The organism is Micromonospora polyrhachis (assembly GCF_014203835.1).
GTDB lineage: Bacteria > Actinomycetota > Actinomycetes > Mycobacteriales > Micromonosporaceae > Micromonospora_H > Micromonospora_H polyrhachis.
The window spans coordinates 6,784,633-6,805,145 of sequence record NZ_JACHJW010000001.1 but is presented as its reverse complement, the minus strand read 5'-3'; the positions used below and the strand labels follow the sequence as shown (position 1 = coordinate 6,805,145).

Annotated in this window: 18 protein-coding genes; 8 read left to right on the top strand and 10 right to left on the bottom strand. The window is 69.0% G+C overall.

What is annotated here, in order from left to right:
* Positions 1 to 121 precede the first annotated feature (121 nt).
* Both FHR38_RS30185 and FHR38_RS30180 read left to right on the top strand, forming a co-directional pair.
* Positions 122 to 298, top strand: coding sequence for a hypothetical protein (locus FHR38_RS30185; protein WP_184538563.1), 177 nt, complete (start codon positions 122 to 124; stop codon positions 296 to 298).
* 225 nt (positions 299 to 523) lie between these two features.
* Positions 524 to 2,416 (top strand): AfsR/SARP family transcriptional regulator, encoded by a 1,893-nt coding sequence (locus FHR38_RS30180; RefSeq protein ID WP_184538561.1) that lies wholly within the window; start codon positions 524 to 526, stop codon positions 2,414 to 2,416.
* Here FHR38_RS30180 and FHR38_RS30175 read toward each other — a convergent pair.
* The 8 genes from FHR38_RS30175 to FHR38_RS30140 form a co-directional block, all read right to left on the bottom strand.
* Positions 2,334 to 4,208, bottom strand: a complete 1,875-nt coding sequence (locus FHR38_RS30175; RefSeq protein ID WP_184538559.1) for an ABC transporter ATP-binding protein — start codon at positions 4,206 to 4,208, stop codon at positions 2,334 to 2,336. The two genes, FHR38_RS30180 and FHR38_RS30175, sit on opposite strands and share 83 nt — an antisense overlap.
* Complete coding sequence (locus FHR38_RS30170) at positions 4,205 to 4,750, bottom strand: TlpA family protein disulfide reductase (RefSeq protein WP_184538557.1); 546 nt, start codon at positions 4,748 to 4,750, stop codon at positions 4,205 to 4,207. Before FHR38_RS30170 ends, FHR38_RS30175 begins: the two co-directional genes overlap by 4 nt.
* 8 nt (positions 4,751 to 4,758) lie before the next feature.
* Positions 4,759 to 5,358: a MauE/DoxX family redox-associated membrane protein gene (locus tag FHR38_RS30165; RefSeq protein WP_184538555.1), complete on the bottom strand. Its 600-nt coding sequence runs from the start codon at positions 5,356 to 5,358 to the stop codon at positions 4,759 to 4,761.
* A gap of 63 nt (positions 5,359 to 5,421) precedes the next feature.
* Positions 5,422 to 5,973, bottom strand: coding sequence for a S26 family signal peptidase (locus FHR38_RS30160; RefSeq protein WP_221449255.1), 552 nt, complete (start codon positions 5,971 to 5,973; stop codon positions 5,422 to 5,424).
* Positions 5,974 to 6,054: 81 nt separating this feature from the next.
* Entirely contained in the window at positions 6,055 to 7,545 is a 1,491-nt protein-coding gene (locus FHR38_RS30155; RefSeq protein WP_221449254.1) for a M28 family peptidase, read from the bottom strand.
* Positions 7,546 to 7,572: 27 nt separating this feature from the next.
* Positions 7,573 to 8,820, bottom strand: coding sequence for a cytochrome P450 (locus FHR38_RS30150; protein ID WP_184538553.1), 1,248 nt, complete (start codon positions 8,818 to 8,820; stop codon positions 7,573 to 7,575).
* Between the two features lie 287 nt (positions 8,821 to 9,107).
* On the bottom strand, positions 9,108 to 10,373 hold the full coding sequence (locus tag FHR38_RS30145; protein ID WP_184538551.1) for an SWIM zinc finger family protein: 1,266 nt from the start codon (positions 10,371 to 10,373) through the stop codon (positions 9,108 to 9,110).
* Complete coding sequence (locus FHR38_RS30140; RefSeq protein WP_221449253.1) at positions 10,370 to 13,159, bottom strand: SCO1167/SCO6262 family helicase; 2,790 nt, start codon at positions 13,157 to 13,159, stop codon at positions 10,370 to 10,372. The genes FHR38_RS30145 and FHR38_RS30140 overlap by 4 nt, the downstream gene beginning before the upstream one ends.
* Before the next feature lie 227 nt (positions 13,160 to 13,386).
* Between FHR38_RS30140 and def the strand changes: the two genes are divergently transcribed.
* The 3 genes from def to FHR38_RS30125 all read left to right on the top strand — a co-directional run bounded on the left by def (position 13,387) and on the right by FHR38_RS30125 (position 15,694).
* Positions 13,387 to 13,896 (top strand): peptide deformylase, encoded by a 510-nt coding sequence (gene def / locus FHR38_RS30135; RefSeq protein WP_184538550.1) that lies wholly within the window; start codon positions 13,387 to 13,389, stop codon positions 13,894 to 13,896.
* A 92-nt stretch (positions 13,897 to 13,988) separates the two neighbouring features.
* Positions 13,989 to 14,837 (top strand): TIGR02452 family protein, encoded by an 849-nt coding sequence (locus FHR38_RS30130; RefSeq protein ID WP_184538549.1) that lies wholly within the window; start codon positions 13,989 to 13,991, stop codon positions 14,835 to 14,837.
* 164 nt (positions 14,838 to 15,001) lie between these two features.
* The gene (locus FHR38_RS30125) at positions 15,002 to 15,694 is read left to right on the top strand and encodes an RICIN domain-containing protein (RefSeq protein ID WP_184538548.1); all 693 of its coding nucleotides are present in this window, start codon (positions 15,002 to 15,004) and stop codon (positions 15,692 to 15,694) included.
* Positions 15,695 to 15,784: 90 nt separating this feature from the next.
* On the opposite strand, the gene FHR38_RS30120 is transcribed toward FHR38_RS30125, so the two are convergent.
* Positions 15,785 to 16,552, bottom strand: a complete 768-nt coding sequence (locus tag FHR38_RS30120; RefSeq protein WP_184540453.1) for a TSUP family transporter — start codon at positions 16,550 to 16,552, stop codon at positions 15,785 to 15,787.
* 236 nt (positions 16,553 to 16,788) lie between these two features.
* Here FHR38_RS30120 and FHR38_RS30115 point away from each other — a divergent pair, with 236 nt between their 5' ends.
* The gene (locus FHR38_RS30115; RefSeq protein WP_184538547.1) at positions 16,789 to 17,592 is read left to right on the top strand and encodes an endonuclease/exonuclease/phosphatase family protein; all 804 of its coding nucleotides are present in this window, start codon (positions 16,789 to 16,791) and stop codon (positions 17,590 to 17,592) included.
* Here the strand turns inward: FHR38_RS30115 and FHR38_RS30110 are convergent.
* Complete coding sequence (locus FHR38_RS30110) at positions 17,589 to 18,284, bottom strand: ArsR/SmtB family transcription factor (protein ID WP_184538546.1); 696 nt, start codon at positions 18,282 to 18,284, stop codon at positions 17,589 to 17,591. The genes FHR38_RS30115 and FHR38_RS30110 overlap by 4 nt on opposite strands.
* A gap of 64 nt (positions 18,285 to 18,348) precedes the next feature.
* Here FHR38_RS30110 and FHR38_RS31720 point away from each other — a divergent pair, with 64 nt between their 5' ends.
* Positions 18,349 to 19,659: a cytochrome P450 gene (locus FHR38_RS31720; RefSeq protein WP_221449252.1), complete on the top strand. Its 1,311-nt coding sequence runs from the start codon at positions 18,349 to 18,351 to the stop codon at positions 19,657 to 19,659.
* Positions 19,656 to 20,462 carry an isocitrate lyase/PEP mutase family protein gene (locus tag FHR38_RS30095; protein ID WP_246446793.1) on the top strand — a complete coding sequence of 269 codons (807 nt, stop codon included), beginning with the start codon at positions 19,656 to 19,658 and terminating at the stop codon, positions 20,460 to 20,462. The genes FHR38_RS31720 and FHR38_RS30095 overlap by 4 nt, the downstream gene beginning before the upstream one ends.
* Positions 20,463 to 20,513: the final 51 nt, after the last annotated feature.

Here is a 20,513-nt window from a genome sequence, read left to right as displayed (position 1 = left end):
GGAATACGTGTAGCGCATTCTTATGTCGCATATAGCTGCGGTCGATACGTTGTATTCCCATCGGTCAACCGGAAGGACGGCAAAGGTCATGCGGCTTCTCGCCACAATCAGCGATCGAGTCATGCGACTCGTGAGCCCCAGCATCACCGCCGACGCGGCCTCGACTCTGGCCTGTCGCTACCTGGGCACCACCTGCGACCCGTGCGGAACGCTCTGGCTCGACCAGGTCGTCGAGCACTACAACTGCGAAGGGCAGCACCGGACCATCGAGAAGGGCTGCAGCACCTGCGCAGGCTGATCCCACGCATTCGGCGGACCCCATCGGTGATGGGGTCCGCCGACCCGTATCCGGGAACGAACGGTTCCGAACAAGTCCGAACAGTCGTACACGGTGTGAGGACACGCCGTGTGGCTATGCTTTGCCAAAATCTCGTATCCCATTGCGATGTGTTCTTTTCGCATCGTCGGGTGACTGTCGAAATCAGTCGTCGGCAGGGAGACGGTAAAAGGCACGGGGGAGTCTATGGCGCTGTACCTTCGACTGCTCGGACCTGTGGAAATGCTGGCGCATGGCGTGAACGTCAATATCGGTGGCCCCAAAGCCCGGGCTTTCCTCGCGATGCTGCTGCTCAACCCCAACGAGGCGGTTTCTCTGGACAGGCTCACGGACTCGTTGTGGGAGGAACAACCGCCCCCCTCGGCCATCGCCAACCTGCGCAACTATGCCGCCAGCATCCGGGCCGCGCTCCGGCGGTCCGGTGACGTCTACTCGGCCCGGCTCATCGCCGACAACGGACGCTACCAACTGCGGGTGGAGCAGAAAGAACTGGATGTACGCCAGTTCGAGGTGCTGGCCACGGAGGGCAGGGAAGCGCTGCGCAGGATGGACTGGAGCGGGGCGAGACACCTACTCGATCAGGCACGCCGACTCTGGCGAGGCAAAGCGGCGGAGAACGTGGCCCGCTCCGCAGTGTTGGACTCCTACCTGGTGGCTCTGGATGAGTGCCGGCTGGGCGTGGAGGAGGACCACGTGGAGGCGCTGCTGGCGCTCGGTGACTGCTGGAGGGTCATTGGACGGTTACGCCAGTTCCTGATAGATCATCCCTATCGGGAGCGGGCCTGGGAACTGCTCATGCTCGCCCTCTACCGTTCCGGGGACGCTGTCGCCGGGTTGGCCGCCTATGAGCAGGTGCGCAAGGCCTTGGTGGATGGTCTTGGGATCGAGCCGAGCGCGAGCCTGGCGCGGCTCCAGTGTGCGATCCTCCAGCGAGATCCCCGACTGACCAGCAACGAGGGGCTCCGGATACTCGACCATCCGTCCGCGGAGCGCGCGGCGACGGCACCCCTGGTCTCGGTGGTGCCGCGGCAGTTGCCCGCCGCGCCGGTGCCCTTCGTTGGTCGGGAAGCAGAGTGCGCGCAGCTCGACCGGATACTGACCGGCCGGGTGGCCGAGGCCCCCGCGGTCGTGGCGATCAGCGGTCCCCCGGGGGTGGGGAAGTCCGCCCTCGCGCTGCGTGCCGCCCATGAGCACGCCGATCGTTTTCCTGACGGGCAGGTCTACCTGGACCTGTTGGGTACCCGGTCTGACCGGCCCCCGTTGACGCCCGTCGACACACTCAACTCCCTACTCACCGCGTTGGGTGACGACCGCGCTCCGAGTCTGCCGTGGCCGGCGGCGACAGCCCGACTCCGCTCGCTGATGGCCGCCCGGAGACTTCTGATCATCCTGGACAACATCGCCGAATTCCGGCAGATCAAGGAGCTGATACCCGCCGGACCCCACTCGCTGGTGTTGCTGACCTCGCGCCGGGTGCTCGCACCCACGGTGACCGGACATCGCTTGGACCTTCGTGACCTGCCGTCCACACAGGCCCTGGCGTTACTCGACCAGATCCTGCTCGACAACCGGGTCCGTGAGGAACCCGGTGCAGGCCGCCAACTGGTCGACCTGTGCGAGCGACGTCCACTGGCCGTCACCATCGTCGGTGGAATACTGGCAGCTCGTCCGGACCTGCCGCTCTCGACGTACGCTGGTCGGCTTGTCGACGAAAGGACCCGGCTGACTGAACTGGAGTTCGAGCATCTCTCTGTGCGGTCCGCGCTGTGGAGCAGCTACCGATGTCTGCTCGACAGTTGCCGCCCGATCGACCGACTCGCCACCCGCATCTTCGAACACATGGGGCTGATCCCGGCCGGCAAGCTGTACGCCGCCGAGGTCGCCGCGCGGCTGGGGGTCAGCGTGTCGGCCACGGAGGCAGCCCTCGGACGGTTGGTGCGGGAGCGGCTGTTGACGGACTGCCCGGCCGATGGCGCGTACCGCAGGTCGGATCTGGTCAGGCTGTTCGCGGCCGAGCAAGCGAAGGTGGCTCGCCAGCCAGACCGGCCGAATCCTGATAGCCGCTCGCCTGCAACGTGAACATCTGTGCGTAGCCGCCGCCAGCCGCTATGAGCGTGTCGTGGGTTCCTTCCTCGACGATGCGGCCTGCGGACAGCACGACGATCCGGTCTGCGTCACGGATCGCGCCCAGTCGATGAGAGATCAGCAGGCTGGTTCGGCCGGCCCGGTACGCGCGTAGTTGGGTGTGGATCTCATGCTCGGCGACCGCATCAAGTCCTGAACTCGGTTCGTCGAGGATGAGCAGATCACTGGTCTCCCGGAGCAACGCCCGCGCCAACGCCACACGCTGCCACTGTCCGCCGGAGAGCAGAGCGCCGTCACGGTCGTCACCGTCGAAGAACACCCGGCTGAGCACGGTCTCGTAGCCACGGGGGAGGGCCAGTAACGCCTCGTGCGCACCGGCCCGTTGAGCTGCCGCCTGAATTCTCGGCCGATCAGCCGCAGCGGTCAGATCGCCAATGGTGATGTTCTCGACGGCGCTCATGTCGTAACACATGAAGTCCTGGAACACGACGCTCAGCCGGGTCCGTAGCTCCGCCGGGTCAAACTCCCTGATGTCGACCCCGTCCCAGAGCACGCTGCCCCGCTGCGGGTCATAGAACCGGCAGAGCAGCTTGACCAGCGTGGACTTGCCCGCGCCGTTGCGTCCCACCACTCCCACCGCCTGTCCCCGGGGGATACGAAGATTCAGGTCACGAAGGATCCACGGCTGGTCGTCGCTGTAGCGGAACCACACGCCGCGCAGCTCGATGCCCTCACTGAGCGGCGACACGGCCCGGGTCGGTGCCGGGACCGGGAGGTCCGGTGGCATGCGCACCACAGCCTGGTAGTGGTCGAACAACAGGATCGCCTGGTGCATGCCGATGAAGCTGGTGACGAGCCCGCGCAGGGTGCCCTGGGTGCTGGCCACCGCCGCGATGAACAGCGTGAGGTCACCCACGCTGAGCCGACCCGAGCGCGCCTCGGCGGCTGCCCAGAGCAGGCCGCCGCCGGACACGGTCGCGGACAGCAGCGCCAGGGTGCCCTGGGTTCGCAGCACCCGCAGGTCCAGCCGCCGTCGGAACCGGTTACTGGTGCGCAGTTCGTCGAGCATCCGGCCGCGCAGGTACGCGCCGATGCCGAACAGCCGTATCTCCTTCGCGGCTTGTAGGTCGGTGAGCAGGCTCGTGTAGAAGAACGCACGGCGCTCGGTGGGGCCGATCCGCCACAGCACCGCCGCTCTTCGGCGGCTGAGGGACATCTCGGATGCGAACACCGGTAGTGCGGCGAGGACCACTGTCAGGGTTATGACCGGGCTGAGCGCAAATAGGGTGATGACGAAGCCGCCCAGGGTGACGCCGCTCTGGGTCAGGCCCGCGATGCTCTGCAGCACCTGACTCGGTCCGTCCCTGCCGGACTGCTCGGCAAGGCGTAGCCGGTCGTGAAACCGCGGATCCTCAAGTCGGCGCAGTCCCGGTTGGCGTTCGACAGCCAGGTAGAGGCGTTGCTGAACGATCAGCTGTACCCGGCGGTTCAACTCCTCATTGAGGTAGCGTCCCAACTGCGGTAGGACGGCGGCCACAATTCCGACGACGGACAGGGCGACGACGAGCCGGACAACGGTCACGAGCCGCTCGGGCCGTGCCGCCACCAACGTGTCGATCACGAGCTTGGTCAGCCAGGCCACTGCGATCGGCGCGGCACCAACAAGCACGGAACCGACAAATTGGGCGAGGACGTGTCCTGGGCCGGCCCGCAGGCCCAGTAATACTGCGGCAACGGCAAGTCGGAGGCCGGATTCATCCGTCTTGCGGCTTTCCTTACCGGTCACGCCGGCACCGCCGAGGGCAGACCAGCGACCGTGATGGCCGACGCCGTCACGGTCGACCGCTCACCCAGGAGAGCAAAGGCCGGTGTCCCCTTGAGCCCGAACGCCGTCGCGACCGGTCCATTCGGTTCTTCGATGACCACCTGGGCGACCGGGCTGAGTCGAGCGACGTACTCTCGCGTCCCCGGCGCATCGGTGATCACCGCCAAGACGTGTGCCCGACCGCCCGGTGTTGCGCCTGCGCGCTCGACAAAGTGCGGGAGCTGTGCGGTGCATGGCTTGCAGCCGGGAGTGAAGAAACCCAGAAGCGTCGGCACGGTAAGGGTCTGGCTGGTGACGAGTTCCTGGTCCACGGTAGAAGTGGTGAACTGCGCCGGTGCTGAGCCGGCCGGAACCATCCGGTCGAGTGAGACCGGTCCATCCTGGCTGAGTTGGGTGAGCCTGCCTGACAGTTCGTTGACCCGCCGCAGCAGTCCGGCGACCAGAACAACTTGAAATACGGAGAAGGTTGCCAGCACGGCCAGGGCCGCGACCACGTATGACATCTGGTTCCTCAATTCCGGATTCTGGTGGTGTCGTCGGCGGCATCGACCGGCGCGAACAGCCCGACCATCTCGTCGAAGAAGACGAACGGCCAGGCGAGGACCAGCCCGGCCAGGACCGCGACCAGGAGCCCCCCGACTGGTGGTGTGGATGACGGCACCACGAGATGTCCGACGATGCCGATGACCGCGACCGACACCAGTCCGCTGTTACGGATGACGTGCCGGCGCCCCAGTGGCACCGCAGAGCGGCCGAAGCAGGGACACGCCGCCCGTACGCCACGTCGTAGGGCCAGCATGATCGTGGCGGTGAGGCAGCACAGGAATCCCAATCCCACCGTGAGTGCTGCCGTCCCGAGGACCGCCACGTCCGCCCCCAGCGGCAGGCCGAGCTGACCAAGGCACGCGACCAACAACGCAACGGACACGGCCGCCTCAATGATCGCCACCAGGACGGCGACGGGTTGAACCGCCCATCGGGCCAGCATCCTGAGGTCGAACAGTCCCCGGGCAAAGGTATCGAGCGCATCCCGGCTGTGTAGTTTCGCTGAGGCGGCGACGCCGAACACCACACAGAGCAGCGCTTCGGCACCAACAGCCAAGCCCTCCATGACCCGCCTCCACTCTGGCGTCCAACAGGAACTGGACGCTAGCCGGCGGAGATATATGGACAGCTAAGCGCGAGATATATGCGGCTTCGGATCACCGCTGGGCGCGTCAACTCGCCGGGCCACGACACCAAGCAGATGCTCCTCGGCGTAGTAACCCCACTGCCGGGAGTCGAAGCTGGCAGCAGGATTGTCTCCTAGCAGCACGAGACTGCCCACCGGCACGGCCGATCCGACGGCCTCCCGTAGACTCTCGACCTCTGCCCTGGGCACCGCATCCCCCGGCACGGCACGGACCCGTTTGATTATCCAGGGCACCATCGACGACAAGTCGACAGTATTCCCCGGCATGCGGTCGGTGACTGCCTGAGGCAGCACAGACGCTGTGGCAGGCTGCTCGGACTGGGGGTTACGTAGCACCACGACGTCGCCGACGCGGACCGCAGCCACCATGACACGTCGAACCAGCACCCGGTCCCCGGACCTGAGGGTGGGTTCCATGCTGGTTCCTCTGACCGTCACCACGAGATACCGGCGACGCAGCAGAACCACAGCCAACCCGAGAACGCACAGGATGAGTGCACCGATCATGCCCAGGCCCCAGCCGAGCGAATTCATGACACACGATACCAAGTGCTCGGCGAACCGCTCACGATCCGAAGCCGATCACTCCACTGAAAGCCGTACGACGTTGACCGGTTACGACCGTCCGGGCACGTCGTCGGCAGTGATCGCGAACCGGCCCACCGTCCACGCCATCGCCCGGGTCACCTGCCCCAACGCGCCCAGGTGCAGGCTCGACACCGTGTCGCACGGCTGGTGGTAGCACGGGTCGTAGAACTGGCCGGCCACACCGCCGAACACCCGCGCCTCGTCAGCGGTCTTCACCCCACGCGACCCGCCGTGCGCCCCACCCATCGGGACACCGACCGCCATGAACGGCTCGTTGTCGGAACGGACATTTCCCAGGTCCACCGTCTTCACGGGTAGCCCCAGCGTCGCGTACGCCTGCTTCACCACCGCCTCGACCTGCCCGGAGCCGACCGGCCCGGCCGGCAGCCCCACGTCAGGATGGTCGCTGTCGTCCCCGTCCATGACGAACCGGACGAAGTTCGACGAGGCGATCATCTCGTAGTTCAGGTACAACCGGATCCGCGCCAACTGCTGCGCCGGCAACGTCTGCACGTAGTACGTGGAGCCGAGGTTGACCAGTTCCTCAGCGCCCCAGAAGGCGAACCGGACCCGGTTACGCACCGTTCCCTGGTACGGCGCGAGGCGCAGCGCGGTCTCCAGCAACGCGGCGGCGCTGGAGCCGTTGTCGTTGATTCCCGGCCCGTCGTGACCGCTGTCCAGGTGCGCCCCGGCCATCACCACGCTGTCAGCCCGGCCGCCGGTGGTCTCGGCGAACAGGTTGACGGTGACGTCGTCGAACTCCCGGCCCCGCAACTCCAGCGTCACCGGCAGCGCCCCGCCACCCGCGGCATCGATCAACGCGTCCGCGTCGGCGTTGCTGACGAACGCCATCGGGATGCTCGCGCCGGTCGCCCGCCGCCGCAACACGCTACCCGGGGCGGTGGGGGTCACGTCGTACATGACGATCGCGCGAGCACCGGCGGCGGTGGCCGCGACAGCTTTGTCGACGCTGACACAGCCGCCGGTACGGACCAGGACTACCGTGCCGGCGACCTGCGCCGGGTAGTCGGCGGCCGCGCAACCGACCGCCGGGTCGGTGCCGCTCGGGTCGACCGGCACCAGCGGCGCGGACAGTCCACCGGCCGGTGTCGACACCGAGTAGTGCGCCATCAGGATCCGCACCGGCGCACCTGCGGCCGGCACGAGCGTCTCCGCGTCGAATGCGAACGCCCGGTACGGAACGTCCTGCGTGCTCACCCGATAACCGGCCCTCGTCAGCCGCTCGGTGAACAGGCGCAGCGAACGGTCGAACCCTTCGCTGCCGGCTTCGCGGCTGCCGTCACCGGTGACGGCGTACCGTTCCAGCTTCCGCAGAGTGTCCAGCACCGTACCGGGGTCGACGCTGTTGGCCAGCCGGTGGGCCAGCCACTGCTGGTGCGACCCGCCGGTCGGTTGTGGTGCGGCAGTGGCTGGTGCGGTGGTGGCAGCGAGGATCGCCACCACCGCACCAGCCAGCACGGCCAGTGCACCACGGCGGCGACGCTGTTCACGGGACACGATCAGACACCTCCAGAATCGTCGGATTCAGCGTGGGGTCACGGTCAGCCTGAGGCCGACCGGGGTGAGGGTGCCTCGGACGTCGCGCTGTACGCCGTTCCCGGCGGGGGAGAACCGGAGCCGGCCAGTCAGGATCGTCGCCGCCCGGGTCAGTTCGAGCTTCGCGAACCGGGCACCCAGACACCAGCGGGGACCCGCACCGAACGGAGTGAACGCGCCCCGCGGTGGGGTGAGTGTGCACCACCGCTCGGGCCGGAACCGCTCCGGTTCGTCGTAGCAGGTAGCGGTGCGGTGGGTCACGAACGGGCTGAGCATCACCGCCGAACCGGCCGGCAGCAGCCACCCGGCGCACGTCTGGTCGCGGTCAGTGCTCCGGTAGACCAACCAGGTCGGCGGCCACAGCCGGAGACACTCGTCGACCACGCGGTCGACGAGCGGCGGTGGATTGGCGTATCCAGTCCCGGCCCCGGCCTGCGCCACCTGCTCGGCAACCTCCGGGTTGGCCGACAGTTCGTGCAGGACCCAACCGATGGCGGCGGCGGGCACCCCGTACGCGGCGGTGGCGGTGGCCAACAACATCCGTACCACGCCGGGTTGGTCGGTGCCGACACCGACGAATGCCTCAGCCAGACCACCCGACCCGGGACTCGCCAAGGCCCGGGAGATCTCGGTGGCCAGATCCTGCCGGGCCTGCCGGGCCCGCCGGTGCCGGGGCAAGAGTCGACCGAACACCGGAACCCGCAGTGGACTGGACTGCACTCTGCGCAGGGCCACGTCGAGCGCGACAAGTCGGCCCCGTAACCCGGTGGCGTCGCGGGTGCCGAAGCAGAACCGGCTGAACGACCGCAGGGTCAACTCGCGCAGCTCCAGCACCGGATCGTCGACGAAGCCGTCGGCCAGCCACCGGTCGGCGAGGGCCGACAGTTCACCGTCGAGCCACGTGGCGTGTGTGGCCAACGACTCCCGACCGATGGCCGCCAACGCGGCCCGACGGGTCACCATCCACCGGTCGAGACTGTCTGTGCCGCGCCGCGCGTCGGTGTCGTCGAGCAACGCGTCCAGCGACATGAGGAAGTCGGTGTTGGTGCGCTGGTAGATCTCGTGTGCCGCGGTCGGGTCGGTGACCAGGATCGTGCCGGGGGCAGCCTCCACCATCGGGCCGTACTCGCGGGTGAGCTCCAGCAGGGTGCCCAACCGGTCCCGCTCGTAGCGGTCCACCAGGTCCACCCGGGACAGCCCGGTGCTCACCGGCCGGCGCAGCCCGTCTGCGGTCATCGCCATGTCCTTCCACCGGCCACACAAACGACGATCGGGCCGGATGCGTGGGCATCCGACCCGATCACGAGCCCTGCTACCGGTCTGGACCTTAGTGCCAGGGGTAGAACCCGGCGAGGTCCTTGCGAACGAACCCGAGCTTGTCAGCCACGGTCAGGTAGGCACGCTTCAGCATGGTCACACCTCCGGTCGGGGTTCGACTACATCGACACCCGTCACCATACGCGCGAATTCCGCGTCTGTGAACGGCTTCCGGACAGTCGATTCCGTCGCGACCCACCCGCCGGTCATCCGTCGAGCAGCTCGGCGAACGCGGCGGCCGGATCGGGCCGGGCCGTCCCGGCCGGCCACCAGTCCCCAGGCTGCTCCTCCCGGTACGGATACCAGCGGCCGTCTTGCCCATAGCGCACCTGCACCCCCCGCCCGGGCAGCGTCCACCGGTTCCGCCACACCGTCACCTCCGGCGAATCCTCGCCGTCCCAACCCCTGGCCAAAACTGTTGCGGCCCGAGCCAGCACCGCCCTCGGTGGGCTGACCGGCGTCTCCAACACGTCCAGGCCGGCGGCCCCGCCGTACTCCCAGGCCCGGGCGGCTCGCGCCAGGTCCACCGGGACCCAGCCACCGGCCCGGCACAACCGGGCCGACACCGCAGCGTCCGGATACGACGCGGCCAGCCGCACACTCTCGCGCCACAGGTCGGTCTCCCCGGGCGGGTTGCCGATCCCGTTCCAGTCGAGCAGCTGCCCGGCCCGGGCCGAGGCGTCGACGGCGAGCATCCGCAGGGCGGCCGGTTCCACCCCCGGTGCGGCCGGTACGCCGGGCCACGTTCCACCACCGGTCGGAGCGGGCGGGTCGACGGGCAGCGACGACACCGGCCGGGCGTACGCCTCGAGCGCTGGCGTGCCCGACCCGACATCCCGCCCGGCCGCGCCGCCATCAGTGTCCGCTCCGGCCGGAGCAGCAGTAGTCTGTCCCACCCGCACACTGCGCCGCCGCACCGCGTCGCGCACCTGCTGCTCGCTGCGGCCCCGGATCAGCAGCAACACGAACGGGTCGGCGTCGAGCAGCCAGGACACCTGGTAGCACAAGGCGGCGGCGTGCCGGCACGGAAACTCCCAGTCCGGACAGTCGCAGTCCGGGTGCAGGTCACCCAGCAGCCGTACCCCTGCATCGTCGGCGGCAGCCACCAACTCGCAGGGCATCTCCCGGTCCAGCAGCGCCGCGACGTACCCGGCCCGGCCCGCCACCTCGTCGAGAAACCGGTCCCACTCGGCGTCGGTCAGCGGTTCGACCCGTACCCGGGTCTGGTAGTCGACGTCCTCGGTGGTGTCGTGCACCAGCGCGGCAATCCGGCCGGGGGAGACCGTGATCGCCCTGACCCGGCCGCTGCCGGCGTACCGTCGGCCCTGCCGCAGCGGCTCCCGATCCAGGGCCGTGTCCTCCAACGCCCGCACCCAGGCGGTGCCCCACCAGGTGCGGGCCCGACGCCCGCCGCGCCCGGTCGGCGGGAACGCCGGGAAACCACGCACCAACCCGTCGTCGAACGTACTCACGGTGCCCTCCGCAACTCGACCAGTTCCGCCAGTTCGGCGTCGGTCAACTCGGTCAACGCCGCCTCCCCGGCTCCCAACACCGCATCGGCCAGGTCCTGCTTGGCGGCCAGCATCGCGGCGATCCGGTCCTCCACGGTGCCCTCGGCGACCAGCCGGTGCACCTGCACCGGCCGGGTCTGACCGATCCGGTACGCCCGGTCGGTTGCCTGCTGCTCCACCGCCGGATTCCACCACCGGTCGTAGTGCACGACATGGTCGGCCCGGGTGAGGTTCAACCCGGTGCCAGCCGCCTTCAACGACAGCAGGAACACCGGCACCTCGCCGTCCTGGAACCGGCCGACCAACTCCTCCCGCCTGGCCACCGGAGTGCCGCCGTGCAGCAGTTGGGCCGCGACACCCCGATCCCGCAGGTGCCGTTCGATGAGCCGCGCCATCGCCACGTACTGGGTGAACACCAGCACCGCCCCGCCGGCCGGCAGGATGACGTCCAACAGTTCGTCGAGCAGTTCCAGCTTGCCCGACCGGCCCACCAACCGTGGCTGCGGCTCCTTCAGGTACTGGGCGGGATGGTTGCAGATCTGCTTCAACCCGGTGAGCAGCTTCACGATCAGCCCACGTCGGGCCATCCCGTCACTGTCCCGAATCTGCGCCATGACCTCCCGCACCACCGCCTCGTACAGGCCGGCCTGCTCGACGGTCAGCGACACCGGCCGATCGGTCACCGTCTTGGCCGGCAGCTCCGGAGCGATTCCCGGATCGGACTTGCGGCGACGCAGCAGGAACGGTCGCACCAGCCGGGACAGCCGGGCAGTCACCTCGGCGTCCCGGTCGGCCTCGATCGGCCGCGCCCAGCGGGCCCGGAACCCGGTGAGCGTGCCCAGCAGCCCCGGGGTGGTCCAGTCCAGGATCGACCACAGCTCGGTGAGGTTGTTCTCCACCGGCGTGCCGGTCAACGCGACCCGGGCACCGGCCGGAATCGCCCGCAACGCCTTCGCCGTACCCGACAGTGGGTTCTTCGCGTGCTGCGCCTCGTCGGCCACGACCAGGCCCCACCGGGCCGCCGCCAACCGGTCGACGCCCAACCGCATCGTCGCGTACGTGGTCAGCACAACACCGTCGTCGCTGATCCCGTCCAGGGACCGCCCGGCGCCGTGGTACCGCCGTACCGGGGTGTCCGGGGCGAACCGGCCGATCTCCCGTTCCCAGTTGCCCAGCAGGGAAGCAGGGCAGACCACCAGCGTCGGCCCGCCGCCAGCCGGGGCAGTTCCGGCCTGCCGGTGCAGGTGCAACGCGATCAGGGTGATCGTCTTGCCGAGCCCCATGTCGTCGGCGAGGCAACCACCAAGCCCCATCGACGTCAGCCCCGCCAGCCAGCGCAACCCCTGCAGCTGGTAGTCGCGCAGTGTGGCCGCCAACCCGGCCGGCGCCGACACCTCGTGACCGTCGCCCCCGTCGGCCAGCCGCTGCCGTACCGTCTCCAGCCAGCCGCTCGCGGCCACCTCGACCCGCTCTCCGTCGACCTCGACCGACCCGGTCAACGCCGCGCCAAGCGCATCGATGGCGGACAACGGTTTCAGGTGGCGCTCCCGGGCCCGGCGGACCAGCTCGGGATCCACCAGCAGCCACTCGTTACGTAGCCGCACCACCGGCCGGTGCGCCTCAGCCAACACGTCCAGTTCGGCCTCGGTCAACGGCTGATCCCGCAACGCCAGCTGCCAGTCGAACGACAGCACCCGGTCCCCGCCGAAGAAACCCGGCACGTCCGACGGTGGCCCGTCCCGGCCGCCCAGCACGACACCGGCAGTCAACTCCCGGACCAGATCGCGGGGCCAGTGCACGGCGATCCCCGCCTCGGCGAGCCGGTCGGCGACCCCGTCGAGCAGTTCGGCGACCTCCTCGTCGCCGAGGACCAGCGGCTCGGGGACGGCGGTGTCCAGCAGCCGCCCCAGCACCGGCCACAGCCGCGCGGCCCGGCGTACGGCCAGAATCGTGTCGACCCGCTCCGGCTCGCCGAAACCGTGCCCGGATGCGGTCCACAACTGCCCGGCGTCGGCGACCCGACCCGGGTCGGTACGGCTGTGCACCTGCGCCACGACCCGCAGTGCCGCCTGTTCGATCTGCGCGTCGGTGGTCTCCAGCCGCAGCGAGACCTCGATCGCGGAGTCGTGTCCAGCGCGGATCTCGTCGGCCCACGCCCGCAGGTCAGGAACCCGGTGAGCCTCGGTGCCGGCGAACACGGTGGCACCGGTGGCCCTGGCCAGTGCCGTCGTACGGGGCATCGTGTCGGCGACCGCGTCCAGGAACGCCCGCAGCAGGCGCTGCGCGTCGGGCAATTCCAGTGCCGCCCGGTCCGGCAGTGGGTTGGCCCGGGCCAGCGCCGGCATCGCGGCGGCCAACTCCGCGATCCGGGTGACGTCGTGCCGATCCAGCGGGCCGACCCGCCAGGCGTCGACACCGGCGGGGGAGACCCCGGGCAGGATCCGCCGCCGGGCCACCAGGTGCAGGGCCAGCCGGGCCGCCGCCGCCCAGAACTGCACCGCCGGGTGCGCTGGCTGGCCGCCGGACCGGGTCGCCGCGAGCAGTGCCGGAACCGCCTCGCCGACCGGCATCCGCACCGCCGGCACCACACCGGAGCGGACCTCGCCGGCCTCGGCCAACACCACGGTCACCACGCCCGGCTGTCCAGCGTCGACGGTGAGCGGCCCCGCCTCGCCGGTCGTCCAGAACGCCATCGTCCCCGCCCGAGGAGGGTCCGCCGCCTCGAACACCACCCCGCAGTCGGCCATCCCCACAACCTGTCCGGCCAATTCACGTCCCCCCGCCTCATCGTCCGGCTCGCCCACGCCGCACCCCTGACCGTGCGGCACGCCGTACAACACGCCGTACGCCGTACAGTATTCCGCTCCTGGGAAGAAGAATCGAAGCGATCATCCGGTGCCGGGCCGCCGCCCCCACCGCACCGGACCACGGGTCGGGCACCACCCGCCGGTAACGAACCGATAGCCTCTCGGTCATGACCATGCGGCCCATCCGGATCATCGGCGACCCTGTGCTACGCACTCCGTGCGAGCCCGTCACCACCTTCGACGCCGAACTGCGTGACCTGGTCACCGACCTCATGGACACCATGCTGGGCGCTCCTGGACGGGCCGGCGTCGCCGCACCACAGATCGGGGTCAACGCCCGGGTGTTCGTCTACGACGCCGACGGACACCGCGGCCACCTCATCAACCCCACCCTGGAACTTTCCGAAGAACTCCAGGACGACGACGAGGGCTGCCTCTCCGTCCCCGACCTCTACTTCCCGACCCCCCGCGCCATGCACGCCACCGCCCACGGCGTCGACCAGCACGGCGAACCACTCACCATCACCGGCAGCGGCTTCCTTGCCCGCGCCCTGCAACACGAGACCGACCACCTCAACGGACACCTCTACGTCGACACGCTGCGCGGCGACACCCGCCGCCGGGCCCTACGCGAGATCCGCGCCGGCCGGTACTCCTCCCCGAGCCAGCGCGGCTAGCCACCCACCGAGTCAAACCCGTTGATCACCCATCGGGTACGTCGGTAGCCTGCCGGCGTGCGACAACAACCAGCCGATCGATATCCAACCCGATGAGCGGCCGACTCCGGGAAATCGCCCGACAGACCGTGACCATCGCCGAGACCGGCGAATACCACAACCCGGCCGGCGACCTGATCACCATCGGTGAGGCGGTGACCGCAGCCGTCACCGCCACCCGCCACCACCTGCCCGACGAGACACTCACGATCACCGCGGCACCGGGCGCCGCACCCACAATCGAAGTGACCCGCGAATCGACCCTGATGGCCGCCCGCCGGCTCGGCGGCGACGCCGCATGCCTGGTGTTCGCCTCAGCCAAGAACCCCGGCGGCGGATTCCTCGGTGGCGCGAAGGCGCAGGAGGAAAGCATCGCCCGCGCCTCAGCCCTCTACCCGTGCCTACTCGCCGCGCCCGACTTCTACACCTTCCACCGGGAGCAGCGGGACCTACGCTACAGCGACCGGGTCATCTACTCACCGGACGTTCCCGTCTTCCGCGACGACAAGGGAAATCTGCTCGACCAGCCGTACCGGACGACCTTCCTGGCGGCCGCCGCCCCCAACCTCGGCGCGATCCTGCGCAACCAGCCCACCCACGCCGCCGACGTACCAGCCGTACTACACCGCCGCGCCTGGCGGATACTCCAGGTCGCCGCCGCCCACCGGCACCGCACCCTGGTGCTCGGCGCCTGGGGCTGCGGCGTGTTCCGCAACGACCCGACGACGGTTGCGAACGCCTTCGCCGAGGCCCTGCGGGAGGTCGACCGGTTCGACCGGGTGGTCTTCGCCGTCTACGACAACCTGCCCCACACCCCGGCGTACGCCGCCTTCGAAAAGATCCTCACCATCCCACCCGGAAGCTGGGCAACGACCGGGAAATATTCTTCGCATTTGCGGTGATCAGCCAACTTCGCCAACTAAATACCTACATCTGGGAATACGACCCGAAAGTCGCCTCGCTGACAGCCAGACCCGCCACCCGCCACTACCTTCAACCTCGTCAACGAGGAACGTGTGCTGCCGCGCCCCCCGGCGCACCCCACAAGGAGGATCGGTGATCCGGCATGGCGCGAACCCCGAACAACAACCCCCACCACACCCGGCAACCAGGACGACAGCGGCCCCTGCTGCTCGCCGCCATCGTCCTGGCAACGACGGGACTGACTCTCGCCGCCACCCTCCAACCCGCCCACGCGCAGGCCCACCGGACCGATTCCAGCCAGCCGGCCTCAATGGCCAAAGTGGTGCCGGACAACCAACCGATGGCGCTCGGCGACCTGTCTGAACTGCCTGCCGTGGGCACGCCGCAGAGCGAGGCCACCACCCAGGCCTCATATTTCTTCCAGTACGTCCGTAACTACTACGGCGGCCAGTGCCTCGACGGCGACCGCAACACCATTCCTCGCAACGGGGCGATCGTGCAACTGTGGGCCTGCAACGGCTGGACCAACCAGGGGTGGATCTTGACCCAGGTCGGCGGACTACCCACCGGCTACTACACCATCCGCAACAACTACGGCGGCCAGTGCCTCGACGGCGATCGCAACACCATTCCTCGCAACGGGGCGATCGTGCAACTGTGGGCCTGCAACGGCTGGACCAACCAGGTCTGGGTGTGGAACGGCACCACCTTCCGTAACTACTACGGCGGCCAGTGCCTGGACGGGGACCGAAACACGATCCCCCGCAACGGTTCCAAGGTGCAGCTGTGGGCCTGCAACGGCTGGACCAACCAGGGCTGGACCCTGCGGAACTGACCGCCCCGACCCCTGGGTCACCTCGGCTTCCCACGCCGACCCGGGAAGCCGAGGTGACCCAGGGCCCCGTTCCGGGGATCCATTACCCGGTTATCCCCACTGGTCGTAAGCCAACTTCGCCACCAGGACGACCACCACGACCAGCAACACCACCCGGACGAAACCCGACCCGCGCCGCAACGCCATCCGCGCACCCAACGCCGCCCCGGCGATGTTGCACACCGCCATCGCCGCCCCCAGCAGCCACCACACGTGACCAGCCGAGGCGAAGACCACCAGGGCACCCAGATTCGTGCCGGCATTGACCAACTTCGCCATCGCCGAACCATGAACGAAGTCGGCTCCCACCAACGCCGTGAACGTCAACACCAGGAACGTGCCCGTACCCGGCCCGATCATCCCGTCGTACACGGCGATCCCGCCGCCGGCCACCGCCACCGCCGCGACCACCCGCACCCGGGTCCGCCGCTGCGGCTGCGCCACCACCCCCAGCCGAGGACGCAACGACACGAACAGCGCCACCGCAACGAGCACCCCGAGCACCACCGGCCGGTACGCAGAGGCCGGCACACTGTTGGCGAGCGCCGCACCAACCCCGGCGAAGACCACCGCCAGCCCGGCCGCCGGCCCCGCCACCCGCCAATCGATCTTCGTACGCCGGGCGTACGTCACCGCCGCCGTGGTCGTCCCCGCGATCGCCGCCAACTTGTTCGTCCCCAACGCCGTCGCCAACGGCAAACCAGGCGCGGCAATGAACAAAGCAGGCAGCAGCAACAGGCCACCCCCGCCAACGACAGCATCCACCCACCCCGCCGCCGCAGCGGCCGCCAACAGGGTGATCAGCGAACCGACATCCACGAACCGGCATTCTTCCCGCCCCACCCACCACCCGAGGCCACCTGTGTCAGGGCTCACCGACCCGGCAAAACCCTTACATCAGCGGCCATCACCACACCCGGACCGCCTCACCGCCCCCGCTGGCGACGCAGCCACACACCCACCCCGCCCAGCGCAACGAACAACAACGCCGAACACGCCACCACCTTGAAGAGCACCCGACAAAACTCCCATAACAACGCAGTAAAGTGGCAAATGTGCGGCTAGCGACCTTCAACCTGCTCCACGGCCGCTCCCTGCACGACAACCTCGTCGACCGAACCCGACTCGCCGCCGCCGTCACCGCCCTCGACGCCGACATCCTCGCCCTCCAGGAAGTCGACCGAGACCAGGCCCGCAGCGGCCACCTCGACCTCACCAGCATCGCCGCACAGGCCATGAACGCCCCCACCCACCAATTCGCCGCCGCAGTCGTCGGCACCCCCGGCGAACACATCCGCCCCCTCACCTCCGACGACGACGGCAACGGCGAACCCCTCTACGGCGTCGGCCTCGTCAGCCGCTACCCCGCCCACACCTGGCAGGTCACCAGACTCACCCCAGCCCCCATCCGGTCACCCGTCTACGTACCCGGCCCCGGCGGGGGACTGCTCCTACTCCGCGACGAACCCCGCGTACTCCTCGCCGCCATCCTCGACACCCCAGCCGGCACCCTGACCGTCGGCGCCACCCACCTCTCCTTCGTGCCCGGCTGGAACCTCCGCCAACTCCGCCAGGTCATCCGCGCCCTACGCACCATGCCCCCGCCGCGCCTACTCCTCGGCGACCTCAACCTGCCAACCCGACCAGCCACACTCGTATCCCGCTGGCGACCCCTCGGCCGCCAACCCACCTACCCGGCCGGACAACCCCGCGTCCAACTCGACCACATCCTCGCCGACCCACGCGGCGCCGAGACACTGCCACCGGTCACCGCCGTCGGCGCACCCCTGTCCACCATCTCCGACCACCGGCCACTCGTCGTCGACCTCGCCCAACAACCGCAGAACCGACCCGCCTAACGGTCCGCCCATGCTGCCACGACATCGATCCCGAACGCCTCCCCGAAAACCCGCTGGCCATCCGCTGTAACCAGCAACGCCCGACCGGACCCGATCCGCTGCACCAGATGCCGGCGAAACGCCCAATCACACAACGCCGCCCCGACCACACCGGCCAGATGGACCCGCCGTTCCGTCCAGTCCAGACAAGGCCGGATCATGGGCCTGGAACCACTCCCAACGGCCAAATCGACCCCCAGATCCGTCAGCCACGCCCACCCCGCCCCGGTAATGGCCAGCCCCCGGTCATCGGCGAGCAGACCCCGACCCCGCATAGCATCGAAGACAGCCACGCCCAGCGCCCCCGCCAGATGGTCATAGCAGGTCCGCGCCCTAGCCTCGGCGCTCATCCGCACCGACTCGCGCAGATTGTGGGGGGCCGCCGCCGTCAACGGAGAATACGACGCCAGATCCTCGACCAGGGCCGCCACCGCAGGGCCAGCCAGCCGGACATAACGATGGCGCCCCTGGCGATCCTCGGCCAGCAGACCGCCGTCAATCAGGCGAGTAAGGTGCTCGCTCGCGGTAGACGGCGAGACCTTGGCATGCCGGGCCAGTTCACCCGCAGTCCACGCCCGGCCGTCGAGCAAAGCCATACAGAACGCCGCCCGGGTCTCGTCAGCCAGCAGCGCCGCGGTCTGGGCAAGTGACATGTCCCCATCCTCCCTCCGGCACAGTTCGGCGACTGCCGAACTGTGCCGGACCTACCGTCGGGACATGACCAACCTCGTCCACGAGTTCGACCAGTACGCCGACATTCAGGCCGCCCTCGCCGACCCGCATCTTGTCCCACCGCCCCCTGGAGCACGCGGCCCGGTGGGCAGCATCGCCTGGCTACGCGCCACCGTAGCCCGGTTCAGCGCCGGCGAAACCCACACGCGACGTCGAGCACTGGTGGAAGCCGATCTCGCCCGACTGGACCCGGTCGCACTACGAAAGGCCGTCGCCGCCGACCCCGACGACGACGCTCGCCGGGCCACGGTCCGGGCTCTCACCCACGCCCTGGAAATTCCGGAACCGGACGCGGTCGTGACTGTGATCACCACCCTGGCCGGGGCATACTTCGGCGACGCGCACGACCCCGCCGCCGACCAGGCGGTCACCAAGCTGCTGACCCTCATGCTCCCCACAGACCGTCGCGACGATTCCGCGCTGGAGGCCGCCGCCAACCGGATCGGACTGCTCGTGCAGGCATGCGACGCCACCGGCAACCTGATCGACCACGCCAGACGAGCCGCCCACGACCGCCCGGCCGAGGACGACATCGAAACCATGCTGGTCGAGACCCTGCGACACGACCCACCGATACGCACGATGCGCCGGGTTGCCATCCGCGACACCCACATCGCGGGGGTAGACATCGCCAAAGGCGACCTCGTCATCCTGGACATTGCCGCAGCCAACCGCGACCCGAAAATATTCACGGACCCGGAGACCTTCGACCCGGAACGCACCGGTCCACCACCACTGACCTTCGGCGGCCCACCGCGCAGGTGTCCAGGGCGAGACCACGCCATGGCCATCGCTGCCGGTGCACTGCGCGCCGATCCCGATGCACCGGCCACCGACGACCGCGACCCGGCCACGATGATCACGGCAATGGTCGAACACGTCCTAGCACTCGCGACGACCTGGACCGCATGGGACGGACACCCCAGACTGATCGGCGACCGGATCTACACCCCACACAAGGCGATCCGCCGGGTCGCAGACCACCTTGTCGACCACCTCGCCGAGATGGAGGCCCGCCTCGCGGGCGAGCCGACACTGCCCGATCACTGGCACGCCTCAGCGACAACCACGAAAGCAGACCTCGCCCCATTCACCCAGGCCGACCTCGACGAGACCCACAGCCGACTCCACCGACTCGCCCGCATCTGGACAAACCGGCTGAGCGACCTGACACCCAAACAACTCGACCACTCGCCCGGCGCAGGCTGGACCTTCCGCCAACTCGCCTTCCACCTGGCCGGATCGGTCTACTACGCCGACGCCGTCGGCGACCTCACCCCCACCGAAGGGCCATGATGACCACCTTCGCGGCACTGCACCACACCGGTACACCACTACTACTACCCAACGCCTGGGACCACGCCTCGGCGACCGCCCTCGCCCAGCAGGGCTTCCCGGCAATCGGCACCACCAGCCTCGGCGTAGCCGCAGCCGCCGGCCTGACCGACGGCACGGCAGCGACCCGAGACGAAACCCTCCGCCTGGCCCAACGACTCGGCAACGGACCATACCTGCTCTCCGTGGACGCCGAGGCCGGGTTCAGCAACGACCCCGACGAAGTGGGGGAGTTCGCCCGCGACCTGGCGGCGGCCGGAGCAGCTGGCATCAACCTGGAAGACGGTCGCGACGACGGCACACTCACCCCCGTCGCTGAACACGCAGCGAAGATCGCAGCGGTGAAGGCCGCCGCACCGGACCTGTTCGTCAACGCCCGCACCGACACCTACTGGCTGGGCGGCCGGGAGACGGAAACCCCACGACGACTCGACGCCTACCGGCAGGCCGGCGCGGACGGCGTCTTCGTCCCGGGCCTATCAAACCCTGCTGGAATCACCGCCCTGACGAAGATGCTCGACATTCCGCTGAACATCCTGTACTCACCCTCCGGCCCTACCGTCACCCAACTCGGCGAGATCGGCGTGGCCCGGGTAAGCCTCGGATCACTACTGTTCCGGACGGCACTCGCCGCCGCAGTGGCCACAGCAGTCGACATCCAGGCGGGCCGCCCGGTAACCGGGAAGGCACCGACATACGCCGAGGTGCGGGACCTGAGCCTGGCAACACCGAACTCGACGTACGGCAGCGCAGGCGCCCGGTAGGACCTCGCGCCGCTGCTCACCCAGTGGCATGGCCGTTGGCCTGCTGGATGA